The sequence below is a fragment of the Mycobacterium sp. smrl_JER01 genome (assembly GCF_048513595.2).
In the GTDB taxonomy this organism is placed as follows: Bacteria; Actinomycetota; Actinomycetes; order Mycobacteriales; family Mycobacteriaceae; genus Mycobacterium.
The window spans coordinates 4246587-4264003 of sequence record NZ_JBLXXK020000001.1 but is presented as its reverse complement, the minus strand read 5'-3'; the positions used below and the strand labels follow the sequence as shown (position 1 = coordinate 4264003).

Annotated in this window: 13 protein-coding genes; 6 read left to right on the top strand and 7 right to left on the bottom strand. The window is 69.2% G+C overall.

Annotated elements, in window-relative coordinates; all coding sequences use genetic code 11:
• Positions 1-3 precede the first annotated feature (3 nt).
• The gene (locus ACNUDN_RS19775; protein WP_419123469.1) at positions 4-522 is read right to left on the bottom strand and encodes a SixA phosphatase family protein; all 519 of its coding nucleotides are present in this window, start codon (positions 520-522) and stop codon (positions 4-6) included.
• A gap of 102 nt (positions 523-624) precedes the next feature.
• On the opposite strand from ACNUDN_RS19775, the gene ACNUDN_RS19770 reads away from it, so the two are divergent.
• Positions 625-1776: a metallophosphoesterase family protein gene (locus tag ACNUDN_RS19770; RefSeq protein ID WP_419123468.1), complete on the top strand. Its 1152-nt coding sequence runs from the start codon at positions 625-627 to the stop codon at positions 1774-1776.
• On the top strand, positions 1773-4418 hold the full coding sequence (locus ACNUDN_RS19765) for an AAA family ATPase (RefSeq protein WP_419123467.1): 2646 nt from the start codon (positions 1773-1775) through the stop codon (positions 4416-4418). The genes ACNUDN_RS19770 and ACNUDN_RS19765 overlap by 4 nt, the downstream gene beginning before the upstream one ends.
• A 122-nt stretch (positions 4419-4540) precedes the next feature.
• Here the strand turns inward: ACNUDN_RS19765 and ACNUDN_RS19760 are convergent, their stop codons facing one another.
• Positions 4541-5755 (bottom strand): acyl-CoA dehydrogenase family protein, encoded by a 1215-nt coding sequence (locus ACNUDN_RS19760; protein WP_419123466.1) that lies wholly within the window; start codon positions 5753-5755, stop codon positions 4541-4543.
• 114 nt (positions 5756-5869) lie between these two features.
• Between ACNUDN_RS19760 and ACNUDN_RS19755 the strand changes: the two genes are divergently transcribed.
• Positions 5870-7120, top strand: a complete 1251-nt coding sequence (locus ACNUDN_RS19755) for an alpha/beta fold hydrolase (protein ID WP_419123465.1) — start codon at positions 5870-5872, stop codon at positions 7118-7120.
• Here ACNUDN_RS19755 and ACNUDN_RS19750 read toward each other — a convergent pair.
• From ACNUDN_RS19750 to ACNUDN_RS19730, 5 genes are all read right to left on the bottom strand, one after another.
• Positions 7110-8825: an ABC transporter family substrate-binding protein gene (locus tag ACNUDN_RS19750; RefSeq protein ID WP_419123464.1), complete on the bottom strand. Its 1716-nt coding sequence runs from the start codon at positions 8823-8825 to the stop codon at positions 7110-7112. The two genes, ACNUDN_RS19755 and ACNUDN_RS19750, sit on opposite strands and share 11 nt — an antisense overlap.
• 11 nt (positions 8826-8836) lie before the next feature.
• The gene (locus ACNUDN_RS19745; protein ID WP_419123463.1) at positions 8837-10711 is read right to left on the bottom strand and encodes a dipeptide ABC transporter ATP-binding protein; all 1875 of its coding nucleotides are present in this window, start codon (positions 10709-10711) and stop codon (positions 8837-8839) included.
• Positions 10708-11607: an ABC transporter permease gene (locus tag ACNUDN_RS19740; RefSeq protein WP_419125229.1), complete on the bottom strand. Its 900-nt coding sequence runs from the start codon at positions 11605-11607 to the stop codon at positions 10708-10710. Before ACNUDN_RS19740 ends, ACNUDN_RS19745 begins: the two co-directional genes overlap by 4 nt.
• A 23-nt stretch (positions 11608-11630) precedes the next feature.
• Positions 11631-12608 carry an ABC transporter permease gene (locus ACNUDN_RS19735; RefSeq protein WP_419123462.1) on the bottom strand — a complete coding sequence of 326 codons (978 nt, stop codon included), beginning with the start codon at positions 12606-12608 and terminating at the stop codon, positions 11631-11633.
• 97 nt (positions 12609-12705) lie between these two features.
• Positions 12706-12996 (bottom strand): hypothetical protein, encoded by a 291-nt coding sequence (locus ACNUDN_RS19730; RefSeq protein WP_419123461.1) that lies wholly within the window; start codon positions 12994-12996, stop codon positions 12706-12708.
• 105 nt (positions 12997-13101) lie between these two features.
• Between ACNUDN_RS19730 and ACNUDN_RS19725 the strand changes: the two genes are divergently transcribed.
• The 3 genes from ACNUDN_RS19725 to ACNUDN_RS19715 are packed head-to-tail and all read left to right on the top strand — an operon-like array spanning position 13102 to position 17412.
• Positions 13102-13806 carry a response regulator transcription factor gene (locus tag ACNUDN_RS19725; protein ID WP_419125228.1) on the top strand — a complete coding sequence of 235 codons (705 nt, stop codon included), beginning with the start codon at positions 13102-13104 and terminating at the stop codon, positions 13804-13806.
• Positions 13784-15496 (top strand): sensor histidine kinase, encoded by a 1713-nt coding sequence (locus ACNUDN_RS19720; protein ID WP_419123460.1) that lies wholly within the window; start codon positions 13784-13786, stop codon positions 15494-15496. The genes ACNUDN_RS19725 and ACNUDN_RS19720 overlap by 23 nt, the downstream gene beginning before the upstream one ends.
• Positions 15497-15519: 23 nt before the next feature.
• Complete coding sequence (locus ACNUDN_RS19715; RefSeq protein WP_419123459.1) at positions 15520-17412, top strand: glycosyltransferase family 39 protein; 1893 nt, start codon at positions 15520-15522, stop codon at positions 17410-17412.
• The last annotated feature ends 5 nt before the right edge of the window (positions 17413-17417 follow it).

Sequence of the window (17417 nt, the reverse complement as noted above, 5' to 3'; positions counted from 1 at the left end):
CGGTCAGCGGGGCACGTGGAAGTCGACCAGTTGCGCACCCCGCAGCGCCAGATTCTCCCACGGTGTCGTGGTGCGTAGCACCGCCACCGCCGACGTCGGGAACTTCGTGGAGATGTCGCGGTGGGGTCGGGTTCCGGCACAGCCTTCGTCGGCGAGCCCAAGCGCCAGCGACGACATCACCGGCTCGTGCCCGATGACCAGCAGGGTCGACACCTCGTCGTCGAAGAGCGACGGCACGCCGTTGATCTCCTCGATCACAACGCCGGGCGTCGCGTCGTAGATGCGGTCGACGTACTGCACCGGCGCGGTGATCCCGGTGCGTTCCAGGGTCTGCCGGGTACGCGTGGCGGTCGAGCACAGCACGGCGTCGACAGCTCCCACGGTGGTCCTGATCCAGTCGCCGGCCAGGGCGCCCTCCCGGACACCACGGGGCGCCAGCGGACGGTCGTGGTCGACGACGCCGTCCGGGTAGTCCGACTTGGCATGACGGAGCAACAGCAGCGTGCGGTGGCGGTCGGTCATCAGTCAACCGTAGGCCATGCCGGTGCGCGTCCACGTCGTTGTCGGCGGCTCGACCTACAGTAGCCATGCCCGACGGAAAACGACGGAAAGGGGCGGGGCGAGATGCGGTTTCTGCACACTGCCGATTGGCAGCTCGGTATGACCCGTCACTACCTCAACGGCGATGCGCAGCCGCGCTATTCGGCCGCGCGGCGCGACGCGGTGGCCGGGTTGGGGTCGCTGGCCGACGAGGTGGGCGCCGAGTTCGTCGTCGTCGCCGGTGACGTGTTCGAACACAACCAGCTGGCTCCCCGGGAGGTGAGCACCGCACTCGAAGCCATGCGCGCCATCACCGTCCCGGTCTTCCTGCTGCCCGGCAACCACGACCTGCTGGATGCGTCCTCGGTCTACACCAGCGCGTTGTTCAGCTCCGAGAAGCCCGACAACGTCGTGGTGCTCGACCGGCCGGGTGTGCACGAGGTCCGGCCGGGGCTGGAACTCGTCGCAGCGCCCTGGTACTCGAAGGCGCCCACCCGCGACCTGGTGGCCGGTGTCCTCGACGGGTTGGACGCCGCGCCGGGCGTGACGCGCATCGTGGTGGGCCACGGCGCGGTCGACATCCTCGTTCCGGACAAGGACCGTGCGTCGTTGATCGGGCTGGAGCCGCTGGAGTCCGCCATCGACCGCGGTGCGGTGCATTACGTTGCGCTGGGCGACAAGCACTCCCGGATGGGTGTCGGTTCGACGGGCCGGATCTGGTACTCCGGTTCGCCCGAGGTCACCAACTACGACGACATCGAAACCGATCCCGGTCAGGTACTCGCGGTCGACATCGACGAATCCGACCCGCGGCGGCCGGTACGGGTTCAGGCCCATCGCGTCGGTACGTGGCGCTTCATGTCGCTGCGACACACCGTCGACAACCGACGCGACATCGCCGACCTGGACATCAACCTCGATCAGATGCCGGACAAGGAACGCACGGTGATCCGGCTCGGCCTGACCGGATCGCTGACGGTGACCGACCGCGCGGCACTGGACGCCTGCCTGGACCGCTACGCCCGGCTGTTCGCGGCGTTGGTGCCCTGGGACGCACAGACCTCGCTTGCCGTGATGCCCGCCGACGGTGAGTTCGACGATCTCGGCATCGGCGGTTTCGCCGCCGCGGCGGTCGACGAGCTGGTGTCGACGGCCCGGTCGACCGGCGAGGACGCCGAGGATGCACGGGCGGCATTGGCGTTGTTGCTGCGGCTCACCGAAGGAGGCGCGGCGTGAAGCTGCACCGGCTGGTCCTGACCAACTACCGCGGAATCACCCACCGCGACATCGAGTTTCCCGACCGCGGTGTCGTGGTGGTCAGCGGTCCCAACGAAGTGGGCAAGTCCTCGATGCTCGAAGCGCTCGACCTGCTGCTGGAGTCCAAGGACCGGTCCAGCAAAAAGGAGGTCAAGCAGGTCAAGCCCACCCACGCCGATGTCGGTGCGGAGGTGACGGCCGAGATCTCGGCCGGGCTGTACCGGTTCGTGTATCGCAAACGTTTCCACAAGCGTCCCGAGACCGAGCTGACCGTGCTCACTCCGCGCCGTGAGCAACTCACCGGAGACGAAGCACACGAGCGGGTCCGGGCCATGCTCGCCGAATCCGTCGACCTCGACCTGTGGCAGGCGCAGCGGGTGTTGCAGTCGGCGCCGACGTCGGCTGCCGAGTTCTCCGGGTGCGGCGCCTTGTCGCGAGCGCTCGACGTGGTTGCCGGTGAGGTCGAGGACGCGCCGGCCGTCGGCGGCGCCGCCGACACTCTGCTGATCGATCGCATCGAAGAGGAGTACCGGCGCTTCTTCACCGCCACAGGTCGTCCAACCGGAGAATGGGCGGCCGCGACGGTGCGCTTGCGCGAGGCCGATGAGGACGTCGCACGCGCTGCGGCGGCGATGGCCGAGGTGGACGAGGCGGTGCGCAGCCACGCCGGTCTCACCGCGGATCTGTCCCGGCTCGCGCTGGAGTGCGCCGCGGCCACCGAGCAGGTCGCCGCGGCGCAGGCAGCCGCGCAGGCGGTGGCGGTCCTGCAGGGCCAGTTGCAGCAGGCCGCGGTCCGGGCCGATGCTGCCCGTGCCGCGCACACGGTGTCCGCAGCCGCACTCAGCGAGCGGCGCCGAGCCCGGGCGGAGATCGACGAACGGACTGCGACACTGGCGGCTCTGCAGGTCGACGCCGATACCGCGGTCGACGAACTGGACACTGCCAAGCACATGCAAACCGAAGCCGAGCAGGCCGCCGGGGAAGCCCGTGCCGCGCTGAACGGCAGTCAGGACCGGGTCGACGCCGCCAGGGTCGCCGTGCAGCGGCTGGCCGACCGCGAGGAGGCCGACCGTCTTGCCACCCGCATCGCGACGATCGAGCGTCACGAACGCGAGCTGGCCACGGTACACAACGACCTGACGGCGATCGCGCTCACCGACGCGCTGCTGGGTGAGGTCGAGGCCGCCGCGGCCGCCGTCGATCGCGCCGCTGCCGCTGCCGAGCAGACCTCGGCCCACATCGAGGTGGCCGCCGCCGCCGACGTCGCGTTGCGCATCAACGGCCAGGACGTCGCCCTGCGTGCCGGCGAACATTGGTCGGCCACATCGGGTTCGGCGACCGGTGTCGAGGTCCCCGGCGTGGTCTCGGTGCGGGTGGTGCCCGGGGCGTCGGCGGCGGCCACCCAGAGCGCCCTCGAGGATGCCACTGCTCGGCTGACCGAGGCGCTGCGGCGGGCCGGGGTGGCCGATGTCGAGTCCGCACGCGCGCTGGATGGGCGCCGCCGCGAACTGCGCGCGACCCGCCAGCAGCTGCGGGCGATTCTGCAAGCCCTCAGCGCCGACGACGACATCGACGACCTGCGGTCCCGCCTGAACGAGCTGCACGCCGGGATGCCCTCCGCCGAAGGGCTTTTCGAGCCGGACGGGGCGCTCGATCCGGCAGCGCAGCGACTGGAGCTGCTCGAAGCCACCGCGGCCCACCAGCAGGCCATCCAGGCGTGCGAGACCCAGCGCAAAGTGGCCGAGGAGGCGGGCAAGCTGTTCGCCACCCGCAGTTTGCACACGGCCCGACTGCTGGAGAAGCTGCAGGCCGCCCGAACCGAGTTGGCCGCGGCCGCCCAGCGACTCACCGAACAGCGCGCGATCACCGGAGATGATGAGCTGGCCGTGCGGTCCGAGGCCGACGCCGAGGCGGTGGCCGAGGCCGATGCCGTGCTCGCCGGGGTCAGCGCCGAATTGGCGCGGCATGAGCCTGAATCGGTGGCAGCCACCCTGGCCGACGCCGAGCGGGTGGCCGCGGCGGCGGGTGCGCGGCGTGCCCAGGTGACCGAGGCACTGCGTGAGGTCTCCGCCGCGCTCAAGGTGTACGGCACCGAGGGGCGCAAGGGCCGTCTCGATGCGGCCGAGACCGAGCGGGAACGCGCCGAGGCGGAGTTCGTCCGGGTCCGGCGCCGGGCCAGGGCAGCTGAGCTGCTCAGGGCGGTGATGGGCCGGCATCGCGACGCGATGCGCCAACGCTATGTCGATCCGTTCCGGGACGAGGTGGAACGGTTGGGCCGCATGGTGTTCGGCGAGAGCTTCGAGGTGGATGTGGACAGCTCACTGCGCATCGGGCAGCGAACCCTGTCCGGGCGCACGGTGCCCTACGAGTCACTGTCGGGTGGGGCCAAAGAGCAACTCGGCATCGTGGCGAGGCTGGCGGGAGCCTCGCTGGTCGCCAAGGAGGACAGCGTGCCGGTGGTGATCGACGATGCGCTGGGATTCTCCGACACCGACCGGTTGACCAGGATGGCCGAGGTGTTCGACGCGGTGGCCGGCGACGGGCAGGTGATCATCTTGACCTGCAGCCCGCACCGCTATGCCGATGTGCAGACCGCCCAGCACATCGAGCTCATCGCCTGACCGCGCCCACCCGGATGGCGAGCGTGCGTGTCTGCAGCCGACACGCCGCGCAAAAACCGGCGAACCCGCACGCTCGTCGTGGCCTGGTGCCGGACGGCGTGTGCGTGTCGGTCCCAAGCGTTTCAGAAGTACGCGTTGGCGGGAATCGCAGTGCCGTGCAACAGGTTTTCGCCGATCACCTTGGCCTTGTAGGCCACCGGGTTGTGCAAGGTGATGGTGCGGATGTTGCGCCAGTGCCGGTCCAGGTTGAGTCGTCGACTCGCTGCGCTGGCACCGCCGAGTTCGAGCAGGCGGGTGGCCGCCTGCGGAGCGACGGTGTCGAGATGCACCTTCACCTTGGCTGCCGCGAGCTGAGCTCGCGTGGCCAGGTCGGCATCGGGGACACCGTCGCGTTCCGAGGCGGTGGCATCGGCGATCGCCGCTGCCGCGTCGAGAACCACCGCTCGCGCGATATAGGCCGTGCTGGCCAGCTCACCGAGCTGACGCTGCAACAGCGGGTCGTCGGTCGGTCGCTCGGCGGCGGCGTGGCTGAAGCTGCGATCCCGGGACCGCAACAACGCGACTCCGTCGTCGACCACCGACTCCAGGATCCCGGCGACCACCGCGTGGATGAACAGCTGTAGCGCGGCGTACTGCACCGTGGGCACCGGCTCGGCGTCGTACGGCGTATCGCTGAGTACCTCGTCGGCGGCCACCGCAACGTCGGTGAACGTCGTGGTCCCCGTCCCGGTCCGGCGCTGGCCGAATCCGTCCCAGTCGTCGACGATTCGCACGCCGTCACGGTCGGCGGGAACCACAACCACGGCCACCGAATCGTGGTCGGTGGTCGCGGTGACGGTGAGGTAGTCCGAGAACAGCGTCCCGGTGCTGTAGAACTTCTGCCCGTCGAGCCGGAATCCGCCGTCGCGAGAAGCCAGCAGCCTGGTGTCGAACACCAGGCTGCCCACCGCGTGGGTGCCTTTCTCGCTGAATGCGTTCCCGAAGATGCTGCCGGAAGCCACCTTTGACAACCATTGTTGTGAGATGGGGTCCGCGGCGGTGCGTAGCCTTTCCTCGACAAACCAGAAGTGAGTCCGGAAGATGTGCGCGACAATGGGATCGGCACGCGCGACATCGATGACGGCGGCGAACAGCTGCGGGATCGTCAGACCCGCACCACCCAGTCCGGCCGGTAGTCGCAACGCGCCGAAACCCGCCCGCTTGAGTGTCTCCACCTGTTCGAACGGGTTCTCGTCGTTGAGGTCTCGGTCCTTTGCGCCCGCCCCGATCCGTGCCAGCAGGTCGGCGAAGCCGGTGGAGCCGGGCGACAGCGCGGCGGTGTGGTCGACTGAGGTCATGCCTCGGTTGTACTGACCGACGTGCCCGTGGCACACCGCTTTGGATCAGCGCGAACCGAATGACCGTCACGGCGGGACACCTCGCCCGCCCGGCAACCGGGCACAATGGCGGTGATGACGATGAACGCCAGACGCCGCCGGGCGCATGACAAGCTGGCCGCAGTGGCCGGGGTGCGGTCGGTGCGCCGGCCGGTCCGGCCCGGCGCCGGGGAGTTCGACCTCTACTACGTGCGGACCGGGCGCAAGTCGGCGCATCCGGTGGTGGTCATCCCCGGTGGGCCGGGGGCGGCGTCGGTGGCGCTGTACCGGACGTTCCGGAGGCACGCGGCGGTGGCCGGACTCGACGTCATCATGGTCGAACACCGTGGGGTCGGCCTGTCCCGGCACGACGACGCCGGTGCCGACCTGCCGGCGGAGGCGGTGACCGTCGACGCGGCCGTCGATGACATCGCGGCGGTACTCGACGACGCCAACGTGGACCGGGCCGTGGTGTATGGAGCGTCCTACGGTTCCTACCTGGCGGCCGGGGTCGGAGTGCGGCATCCGGGTCGGGTGCGTGCGATGGTGCTGGACTCCCCGCTGCTGTCGGCCGACGACATCGAGACCGTACGCGCCCGGATCCGTCGGGTGCTGTGGGACGGCGAACCGGTTGGCGTCGATCTGGCGGCCAAGGTACGGCGGCTGGCGGCCGAGGGCGCCCTGACGCCGCAGGCGCTTCTGCTGGCGATCGGCCTGTACGAGCTCGCCGGGCCCGACGGGTTGAGCCGCCAACTCGACCTGCTGCTGGGCGGGCGGGACTGGCTGTGGCAGGTGGCCGCGACGGTCACCAAACAGGTGACCGAACGCCAGACCGCCTACCGGCACGAGCCCGATCTCGTGGAGCGGATCGCCTACCAGGAACTCAACTACGGGGCGACCCCAGATGGGGGCCCGGTGGACCCGTCGGTCGCCTTACGCGAGATTGCCTCCGGTGACCCCGAGTTCGTCGCCGAACCGTACGATCTGCCGTCGGCGCTGCCGGGCTTCAGCTGGCCGACGGTGGTCGTCTCGGGCGGCCGCGACCTGACCACACCTGCCGAGGTCGCGCGCCGCGTCGCCGCTCTGGTTCCCGACTCCGTGCTCGTCGAACTGCCCACGGCCGGTCACAGCATCCTCGATACCCGGGAACACGCGGCCCTGCAAATCTGCACGGCCGTGCAGACCGGGCGTATCGGCGAACTGGCGCATCGCTGCGCAGAGTTGGATGCGCTGCCGGCCAATCTGACCGTGCGTTTGCTGGTCGGTGCCATCGCAGCGGCCGCGCGCTTCGAGTCGATGGTGCCCGGGGCCATACCCCGGGCGGTGCGCCGCGTCGCTACTTCATGAAGCCGATCGCCGAGTAGTTCAGGTCGCCGATACCGGCGGGTCCGTAGTTGGCCAGATTGCTGCGGACGGCGACGTTTCCGGGCGCCTGGAACAGCGGCAGGCTGTGACCGATCTCCCAGATCATGGCGTCGAGTTCGTTGGCCAGGCTACGGGCCTTGGCCGGATCCAGCTCGGACAGCGTCTCCTCGATCTTGGCGTCGATCTGCGGGCTGCCGATCCTGCCGTAATTGCTCTCACCGTTGGAGGCGTAGATCTGATTCAACCCTCCCAGTGGGAAAGCATCACCGCCCCAAGCGAATTGAGCGATATCGAAGTTGCCCGGCGTGATGTAGTCGCGAAACAGCGACCCACCCGGCGCCGGAACCAGTTCGAGATTCACACCGATCTGGGCGAGTTGGTTCTGGGCTACCTGGGCGATGGCCCTGGTGCTCGCGCCGTCGTAGAACACGTCGCGGATGGTCAGACGCCTGCCGTCCTTCTCCCGGAACTGACCGTTGAGCGTCCAGCCCAGTGCGTCGAGCTCCCGTGCGGCGGCCTCGGGATCGAAAGCGATGCTGTTGTCCTGATAACCCTCCTGTCCGGCCAGGAAGATGTGATTGTTCAGCGCCGCCGGATCGTCGGTGAGTCCGCGCTGTGACACCGCCGTGATCGCTTGACGGTCCAGGCCCTTGGTGATCGCGGTGCGCAGCGCGGGATCCGACAGCGGCGCGCCGTCGGCGCCATTGAGGGTCAGGTGATACCAGTTCGGAGCCGGGGCCCGCCGGATGGTGACCCCTTGGGCGCGACGGGCGCGTTCCATGTCGTCGACGGTTGCCAGGCCCACCGAGTCCAGCGCGTTGTTCTCCAACGCCGGCAGCATCGCCGCGTCGTCGAGCACGGTGTAGGTCATGCGGTCCAGCACCGGCGGAGTGCCCCACCACTGCGGGTTGCGCTCCAGAGTGATCCGCTGGGCGCCGCGGTCGACCGCGGTGATCATGAACGGCCCCGCCGACGGGCCGGGCTCGTTGAGGAAGCCACGGTTGAACGCCTCGGGATCCTGCGTCATCTCTTTCGGGTAGAGCATCCCGTTGCCGGCGAACATCCCCCGCCAGTCGGCATAGTGGTCGGCGAAGGTGACCACAGCCTGGCGGTCGTCGACACCCCTGGTGACCGACGCGACCCGCTCGCTGCCGTTGGGCGCGGCGAACAGGAAACGCTCGTCCTTACCGCTGGTGGCGTTGATCTGAGCAGCGATGTCCTCCCAGTCGACCGGCCGGTTGTTGGTCCACACCGCTTTCGGGTTGATGGTGTACGTGACGACCTGCGGCTCCGTGCCGGTCAACTCGACGCTGGTGAAGTAGTCGCTGTTGACCGTCATCTCGCCGTCGGGCTTGATGAAGAACGCCCGCGGCAGCGTGGGCCGGTACATGCGCCCGATCTCGCCGAGGTTGCCGTCGATGTGCAGGTTGTTGAAGTTCGCCGGGAAGCCGGTCAGCGCCAGCCGCAGATTGCCGCCCCGCTGCAGCGTCGCGGGGTCCTGAGGGTTGATGTCGGCGGTCGCGCCGAGCTCGGCGCTGCCGCCGGCCGACGGGACGTCGTTCTGGCCGCCGGCGCACCCTGCCAGCAGCAGCGCGACCGCGGATCCCGCCGCCAGCAGGCGCGAGATCACCCGCCCGGAGGTCCGCGGGTGCGGTCGGGTGTCTGCTCGCCACGACAGGTGCGTCATGCGGACTGACTCTAACGGCGATCGGCCTGCGCGCGCGGAACCGCGGCGAGCAGCCGCCGGGTGTACTCGTGCTGCGGGCCGCCGAATACCTGGTCGCTGTCACCTTGCTCGACGATCACCCCGTTGTGCATCACCGCGACGCGGTGCGCCAGGTGTCGGACCACCGACAGATCGTGCGAGACGAACAGGTAGGCCAGCCCGAAGCGCTCCTGAAGGTCGAGCAGCAGGTTGATGATGCCCGCCTGGATCGAGACGTCCAAGGCGCTCACCGGCTCGTCGAGGGCGAGGATCTTGGGCTGCAGCGCCAACGCTCGCGCGATGCCGATGCGCTGCTTCTGCCCGCCGGAGAACTCGGCCGGATAGCGGGCGGCATCCTCGCGCCGCAGCCCCACCACGGTGAGCAGCTCGGCCACCCGGTCCCGGCTGGACTTTTTATCGAATCCATTGGCCTGCAACGGTTCTGACAGCACATCGAAAACAGGCAGGCGCGGATCCAGTGAGGCCACCGGGTCTTGGAACACCACCTGCAGATCTGCGCGCAGTGCTTGCCGGCCCCGGCGGTCGAGCGTGGCGACGTCGCGACCGAGCACTTCGATGGTGCCGGCCTGGGGTGGACGAAGGTCCAGCACCTGGTGCAGCGTGGTCGACTTTCCGGACCCCGATTCGCCCACGACGCCCAGCGTGCGGCCCTGCTGCAGTTCGAAGCTGATGTCGTCGACGGCGCGAACCTCGCCGATCCGGCGCCGCAGGACGACGCCCTTGGTCAGCGGGTAGGTCTTGACCAGGTTGCTGACCCGCAGGACGGCGGCCCCTGCATCAGACCCGCTGTCGACCCCTTCGGTGGAGGCTTCGGCGGCCCCGTCGGACACCGCCGGAACCGACGTCGGCACGCCGTAGATGTCGGCCGCTCGGCGGCCGGCGACGAGTTCGTGGCGGATACAGGCCACCCGATGATCCGGGCCGATCGGCACCAGCTCAGGCTCGGCGGTGCGGCAGTCGTCGACCGCCAGCGGGCACCTCGGCGCGAAGGGGCAGCCGGGCGGCAGCGCGGTCACCGCCGGCGGAGCTCCCGGAATCGGCACCAGGCGAGTGCCCTGCCGCGCGTCCAAGCTCGGAGCTGAACCCAAAAGTCCTGCCGTGTAAGGCATCCGGCGACTACGGTACAGTTCGGACACCGGTGCGGTCTCCACCGCGCGTCCGGCGTACATCACCAGAGCCCGGTCGGCGAACTCGGCGACCACCCCGAGGTCGTGGGTGATGATCAGCACCCCGGCGCCGGTGACATCGCGCGCCGTACGCAGCACGTCGAGGATCTGGGCCTGCACGGTGACATCGAGCGCGGTGGTCGGTTCGTCGCAGATCAACAGGTCCGGGTCGTTGGCGATGGCGATGGCGATGACCACGCGCTGGCGTTCGCCGCCGGACAGTTCGTGCGGGAACGCCTTGGCCCGTCGCTGCGGCTGCGCGATCCCGACGAGTTCGAGCAGTTCGACGGCGCGGGCGCCGGCCGCGCGCGCGTCGACGCCGCGGTGGTGGATCCGGATGGCCTCGGCGATCTGGTCGCCCACGGTGTACACCGGTGTCAACGCCGACATGGGGTCCTGGAACACCGTCCCGACCTTGGCCCCTCGGATCCGCGACAGCTGCCGGTCGGTCAGACCGAGCAGCTCCTCGCCGTGTAGCCGCACCGATCCGGCGACCTCGGCGTACTCGGGGAGCAGGCCGATGACCGCCATCGCGCCTGCGGACTTGCCCGCCCCGGATTCCCCGACCAGTGCCACCACCTCGCCGGATTCGACGTGATAATCCAGACCGCGGACCGCCGGAACGGATTCGGTTTCGGTCGGGAACGTGACCGTCAGTCCGCGCACCTCGAGCAGGCTCATGACCGTCCCTTTCGCCTGCGGCGCGATGCCGGCCGGACCCCAGGATCCAGCGCATCCCGCAGACCGTCACCGACAAGGTTGGCGCAGAACACGATCAACACCAGTACCCCGGCAGGAAACAGGAAGACCCACGGGAACGTCGTCACCGAGCGGGTGCCGTCGGCGATCAGCGTGCCCAACGACACATCCGGGGGCTGCACGCCGAAACCGAGGAAACTCAGGCTCGTCTCGGCCAGCACGGCCAGCCCGACGTTGAGCGCGGTGTCGATGATCAGGATGGACGCCACGTTGGGGATGATGTGGCGCACGATGATGCGCCAATTGCGCACACCCATATAGCGTGCGGCGGTGACGAACTCGCGTTCCCGCAAGCTCATCGTCATGCCGCGCACGATGCGCGCACTGATCATCCAGCTGAACGCGGCCAGCAGCAGGATGAGCCACAGAATGGTGCCGGACTCGCGGGTGCGCGGCGTGACGATCGCGATCAGCAGGAAGCTGGGGACCACCAACAACAGGTCGACGATCCACATCAGCGCCGTGCTGCGCCAGGCGCCGAAATAGCCGGCGATCGCGCCCACCGTCGCGGCGATGACCGTCGACAGGAACGCCACACAGACTCCGATCAGCAGGGACTTCTGCATACCGCGCAGCGTCTGCGCCAGCACGTCCTGTCCGAGCGCATTGGTGCCGAACCAGTGGGTGGTGGTAGGCGGCTGCTGCAGGGCGTAGTAGTCCAGATCGGTGTGTGAGAACGGCAGCAGCGGCGGTAACGTGTAACAGCCGATGAACAGCACGGCGAGCACGAACAGGGACACCACCGCGGGACGGTTACGCAGGAAGCGGCGCCACACCAGGGTGCGACGCGATACGAATGGCTGGTCCGCGACGGGCATGTGCTCTTCGCGCGGGTCGGGACTCACGACACACGCACCCGCGGGTCGAGCGCCGCGTAGAGCACATCGGAGAGCAGCCCCGCGAGCAGCACCGTGGTTCCGGTGAACACCGTGATCGCCACGACGATGTTGGTGTCCTGAGTGGTGATGCCCTGCACGAACCATTCGCCGATGCCGTGCCAGCCGAAGATCTTCTCGACGAACACCGCGCCGGTGAACAGGCCGCCGACACCGTAGGCGAACAGGGTGGCCATCGGGATCAGCGCGGTACGCAGCCCGTGCTTGAACAGCGCCTGCCGCCGGGTGAGTCCCTTGGCGCGGGCCGTGCGGATGAAGTCCTGGCCCAGCACGTCGAGCATCGCGTTGCGCTGGTAGCGGCTGAAGCCGGCGATGGCACCCAAGGCCAGCGTGAACGTCGGCAGCACCAGGTGCTGCACTCGGTCCACGAACTGGTTCCACGCGCCGCCGACGGCGTCCGAGGACGTCTCGCCGGTGTATTCGAAGATCTGCATGCCCAGGAACGAGTTCGCGTTGAGCGCCGCGAGGATCAGCAGGTTGGCGATCACGAAGGTCGGGGCGCTCAGAATCAACAGCGCGAGAGTCGTGATGACGCGGTCGGAGAGCCGATACTGCCGGACCGCGCCCCACGCACCGGCCACGACGCCGAGGACGGTGCCGACGATCGAGCCCAGGATCACCAACCGCAGGCTCACCCCGACGCGGCGCCAGAGCTCGTCGGTCACGGGTTGACCGGCCACGGTGGTACCGAAGTCGCCGCGCGCGACCCCGGCCAGCCAGTCGACGTAGCGGACCGGTATCGGTTTGTCGAGGTTCAGTTCGGCGGCCTTGGCGTCGATGACGGCCTGCGGCGGGCGCGGATTGCGCTCCAGCAGGCCGTCGAGGGGCTCGAACGTCATCGAGGTCAGCGTGAACGTCAGAAACGAGGCCAGGCCCAGCAGCACCACGTAGTTCAGCAGCCTGCGCGCGAGGAAGCGGGTCATCCGGCGGGTTCGCCTCGGGGCTGCATCCGCCCAGGTTAAGAGATACGTCGCTTGACAGCGCGGTGATGTGGCTTCGGCGTGGCCGGGTTGGCGTCGCTCAGCGGCGGGCGAGCTGCGGATCGAGCAGCTCGGTGGCCGTTGCCGCCACCCCGTCCTGCGTGCCCCGAACCAGCACGCTGTCGCCGGGGACCGGCCCCTGACCCCCGGCGGCAACGGTCCAGGTCTGGGTGAAACCGTCGATGCTGCGCACGGTGACCGACTCCGGCGCGGTGGCGGTGACCGTCCCGGTCTGGGTCAGTACCGTGACGAAGCCGCCGGAGCCGTCGGCGACCGGGGCGGCGATACCGGCGGCCAGCCACGTCTGCCGGGGTTGTGACGTGCGCTTCACAGCGCGCACATAGGAACGGCACAGTCGGTGCCTAGCGCAGGGGCCGATAATGGGGCGATGGCCGGCCCGCAGAGTGCGTACGGGGACGATCCCGCGCGGGTGGTGATGCGCCGCGCCGACGGTAGTCCCATCCACGTGCTCGTCGTCGACGACGAACCGGTGCTGGCCGAGTTGGTGTCGATGGCGCTGCGCTATGAGGGCTGGGAGATCTCCACCGCGGGCGACGGCGGCACCGCCGTCGCGCTCGCCCGCGAGAACCCGCCCGATGTGGTCGTGCTCGACGTGATGCTGCCCGACATGAGCGGACTGGACGTACTGCGCAAGCTGCGCGAGCAGATTCCCGGCCTGCCGCTGCTGTTGCTCACCGCCAAGGATTCGGTGGAGGACCGCATCGCCGGACTGACCGCGGGTGGCGACGACTACGTGACCAAGCCCTTCAGCATCGAGGAGGTCGTGCTACGGCTGCGCGCGCTGTTGCGGCGCACCGGGGTCAGCACCGCGACCAGTGGGTCCAAGATCGTCGTCGGGGACCTCGTGCTCGACGAAGACAGCCACGAGGTGACCCGCGGCGGCGACCCGATCACGCTCACCGCAACGGAATTCGAATTGCTGCGGTTCATGATGCGCAATGCCAAGCGGGTGTTGAGCAAGGCGCAGATCCTGGACCGGGTGTGGAGTTACGACTTCGGCGGCCGGTCCAACATCGTCGAACTGTACGTGTCCTACCTTCGGAAGAAGATCGACAGCGGCCGGGAACCGATGATCCACACACTGCGCGGGGCCGGATATGTCCTCAAACCGCCGCGCTGAGCGCACTGCGGGTCTCTTGGGATCCCCGCGCAGCTGGTCGCTGCGCACCCGCCTGATTCTCACCCAGCTGTTGCTGCTCGCGGCGGTGTGTGCCGGAATAGGCCTTGCGACCGAGTTCGCGCTGCAGCGCTTTCTGATGAACCAGCTCGACGAGCAGGTTGTCGAGGCGGGGCGGCGATCCGCGGTGATCTTCGAATTCGGTCCACCGCCGGCTATGCCACCGCCGGCTATGCCCCCGCCCGGTATGCCCCCGCCGGGTATGCCCCCGCCGGGTATGCCACCGCCGGGGATGGCATCTCCACCGATGCCGCCGTTCGGACCTACGGCCCCTGGTCTGCGGCCGCCGCACGGTGCCCCCGAGCCGTCGGTCGCCGGGGACCATCGCGTGCTGATCCGCGACCACCAGGGACCGGGACCCGCCTTCCTCAATGCCCCGGGCCAGGCGATCGACACCGTCGGCGCAGTGGTGGCCGATGGCGCGGCGCTGGCTGCCGGCGTGATCACTGCCGACGGATCACGCGACGAGATATCCGCTGCCGCAGCACAACAACTGGCGGAAGTCGCTGTCGACGCTCGGCCGCGGACGCTCGATCTGGACGGGCTCGGCCGCTATCGGGTGGTGGCGCTGCCCACCCACCTACCTGGCGAGGCGGTGGTCGCCGGGTTGCCCACCTCCGACGTCGACGACACGTTGTTCTGGGCGGTGGTGATCTTCTGCGCAGTCGGCGCCGTCGCGCTGGTCGCCGCAGGCGCGGCCGGCGTGGTGATCGTACGGCGCCAACTGGAGCCGCTGGCACGGGTTTCCGCGGCGGCCCAGCAGGTCGCCGACCTCGACCTCGACCGGGGCGAGGTTCGCTTGCCGACGGCGATCGTCGACGTGGATCCGGTGGCCGCCAACACCGAGGTGAATAAGCTCGGGGCGGCGCTGAACCGGATGCTCGACCGGATCGCCGGGGCACTGGCTGCACGGCACGCCAGCGAGACTCGGGTGCGGCAGTTCGTCGCCGACGCCAGCCACGAGCTGCGCACGCCATTGGCCGCCATCCGCGGCTACACCGAACTGGCGCAGCGTAAGCATGCGCAGCTGCCCGACGACGTGGCCCACGCCATGAACCGGGTGGAGTCCGAGACCGCGCGGATGACCCAGCTCGTCGAGGACATGCTGCTGTTGGCCCGCCTGGACAGCGGCCGCCCGCTGGACCGCGAGACGGTGGACCTGACCCGCCTCGTCGTCGACGCGGTCAGCGACGCGCACATCGCCGGGCCCGACCACGTCTGGCAGCTCGACCTGCCCGACGAGCCGGTGACGGTTCATGGCGACGAGGCGCGGCTGCATCAGGTACTGGCCAACCTGCTGGCCAATGCCCGGGTCCACACGCCCGCGGGCACCGTCGTGACGACGTCGCTCGGAACCGGAGACGGTGGCGCGGCGGTACTGACCGTCCTCGACGACGGCCCGGGAATCCCCGCCGGACTGCAACCCGAGGTGTTCGAGCGGTTCGCCCGCGGTGACACGTCGCGCTCCCGCCGCGGCGGAAGCACCGGGCTTGGTCTGGCGATCGTCGCCGCCGTCGTACGCGCGCACGACGGCACGATCGATGTGCACAGCGGTCCCGGTCGAACAGAATTCGTCGTCACGCTGCCCGGCGATACACAGCCGGGGCACAGCCGAGACCAATCGGACCCCTAGCCGGCTCACCCATGATCGGGTGAGTGACCCTGCTGATCCCTGCCGAGGAGACGGAAGCTCGCCCACAACAGCGCCGCGGCATGCGACTTCGCGTCTATTCGCGACAGGTCCCGCTCGCGGCTCTCCTGGTGGCGACCGGGGTGCTGTACCTCTGGGACCTCGGTGCCAGCGGATGGGCCAACGCGTACTACTCCGCGGCCGTGCAGGCGGGTTCGCAGAACTGGACGGCGATGCTGTTCGGCTCCAGTGACTCTGCCAACGCGATCACGGTCGACAAACCGCCCGCCGCGTTGTGGGTGATGGACTTCTCGGCGCGGTTGTTCGGCTTCAACCCGTGGAGCGTGCTCGTCCCGCAGGCCCTGCTCGGGGTGGCGGCGGTGGCGGTGCTCTACGCCTCGGTGCGCCGGGTGAGCGGCCCCGGCGCCGGGCTGCTCGCCGGTGCGGTACTCGCCCTGACGCCGGTGGCGGCGTTGATGTTCCGGTTCAACAATCCCGATGCGCTGCTGGTGCTGTTGCTCGTGGTCGCGGCGTACTGCACCCAGCGCGGCTGCGAGAAGGACGCAGGCAGATGGTGGCTCATCGCCGCGGGCGTCGCGATCGGGTTCGGCTTCCTCACCAAGATGCTGCAGGCCCTGCTCGTGCTTCCGGCGTTCGCGACGGCCTACCTCGTCGGTGGGCACCGCCCGATGCGTCGCCGGTTTCTCGACGCGCTCGCTGCGGCAGGCGCCGCTGTGGTCTCAGCCGGGTGGTATCTGCTGATGGTCGAGTTGTGGCCGAAGACGTCGCGGCCCTACATCGGGGGTTCGCAGACCAACAGCATCATCGAACTCACGTTGGGCTACAACGGTTTCGGCAGGCTCACCGGCCACGAAGCCGGCGGGCTGGGCAATCTCAACCACGACGTCGGCTGGGGCCGGCTGTTCGGGTCCGGCATGGGAGCCGACATCGCATGGCTGCTGCCCGCCGCGGTGATCTGTATCGCCGCCGGATTCGTCCTCACCCGCAGACGGCCCAGGACGGATCCCGTCCGCACGGCGTTGATCGTCTGGGTCGGCTGGTTGGCGGTCACCGCACTGGTGTTCAGCTACATGAACGGCATCGTCCACCCCTATTACACGGTCGCGCTGGCCCCCTCGATCGGAGCCGGGATCGGGATCGGATCAAACCTGTTGTGGCAGAAACGGCATGACGTGCGTGCCGCCACCACGATGGCCGGTGCGGTGCTCGTCTCGACGATCCTCGCTGCCGTGTTGTTGGCCCGGTACGGCGAATGGATGCCGTGGCTGCGGGCCGCCGTCGCCGTCGGGGGAGTGGGAACCGCGGCGTTACTGCTCGTCGTGGGCCGGCTTCACCGCCACGCGGCCCGACTGGTTGCCGCATTGGCGGTGACGTCATGTCTGGCCGGGCCGGCCGCATTCGCCGTAGTCACCGCGGCCTCGCCGCACGGCGGGGCCCTGCCCTCGGTGGGGCCGTCCCGGCAGGGTGGTCCCGCTGTCGAGTTCCCGGGTGGCGGATTGCTGAGTTCCCCGAAACCGCGACCCGACCTGATCCGGCTGCTGACCACCGATGCCGATCAATTCACCTGGACCGCAGCGGTGGTCGGGTCGAACAACGCGGCGGGATATCAGCTCGCCTCCGGCGCGCCGGTGATGGCTGTCGGCGGATTCAACGGCACCGACCCGTCGCCGACACTCGAGAAGTTCATCGACGACGCCCGGTCCGGCCGCATCCACTACTTCATCGTCGGTCCGAGCCTGCTGATGGGCCGGAGCGCAGCCCAAACCACGGAGTCGGCCGCGATCCGGGATTGGGTCGCGGCCCGCTACCCGGAGCTGACCGTCGACGGCACCGTCGTCTACGACCTCACCGGGGACGCCGGGATCTCACAGCCGGCACATAGCTCCGGCCCACGATGAGCACA

What these genes read in the sequence shown, in the direction of transcription:
- ACNUDN_RS19775 (WP_419123469.1), bottom strand. Translation starts at nt 522, where the DNA reads ATGACCGACCGCCACCGCACGCTGCTGTTGCTCCGTCATGCCAAGTCG.
- ACNUDN_RS19770 (WP_419123468.1), top strand. Translation starts at nt 625, where the DNA reads ATGCGGTTTCTGCACACTGCCGATTGGCAGCTCGGTATGACCCGTCAC.
- ACNUDN_RS19760 (WP_419123466.1), bottom strand. Translation starts at nt 5,755, where the DNA reads ATGACCTCAGTCGACCACACCGCCGCGCTGTCGCCCGGCTCCACCGGC.
- ACNUDN_RS19755 (WP_419123465.1), top strand. Translation starts at nt 5,870, where the DNA reads ATGACGATGAACGCCAGACGCCGCCGGGCGCATGACAAGCTGGCCGCA.
- ACNUDN_RS19750 (WP_419123464.1), bottom strand. Translation starts at nt 8,825, where the DNA reads ATGACGCACCTGTCGTGGCGAGCAGACACCCGACCGCACCCGCGGACC.
- ACNUDN_RS19745 (WP_419123463.1), bottom strand. Translation starts at nt 10,711, where the DNA reads ATGAGCCTGCTCGAGGTGCGCGGACTGACGGTCACGTTCCCGACCGAA.
- ACNUDN_RS19740 (WP_419125229.1), bottom strand. Translation starts at nt 11,607, where the DNA reads ATGCCCGTCGCGGACCAGCCATTCGTATCGCGTCGCACCCTGGTGTGG.
- ACNUDN_RS19735 (WP_419123462.1), bottom strand. Translation starts at nt 12,608, where the DNA reads ATGACCCGCTTCCTCGCGCGCAGGCTGCTGAACTACGTGGTGCTGCTG.
- ACNUDN_RS19725 (WP_419125228.1), top strand. Translation starts at nt 13,102, where the DNA reads ATGCGCCGCGCCGACGGTAGTCCCATCCACGTGCTCGTCGTCGACGAC.
- ACNUDN_RS19720 (WP_419123460.1), top strand. Translation starts at nt 13,784, where the DNA reads ATGTCCTCAAACCGCCGCGCTGAGCGCACTGCGGGTCTCTTGGGATCC.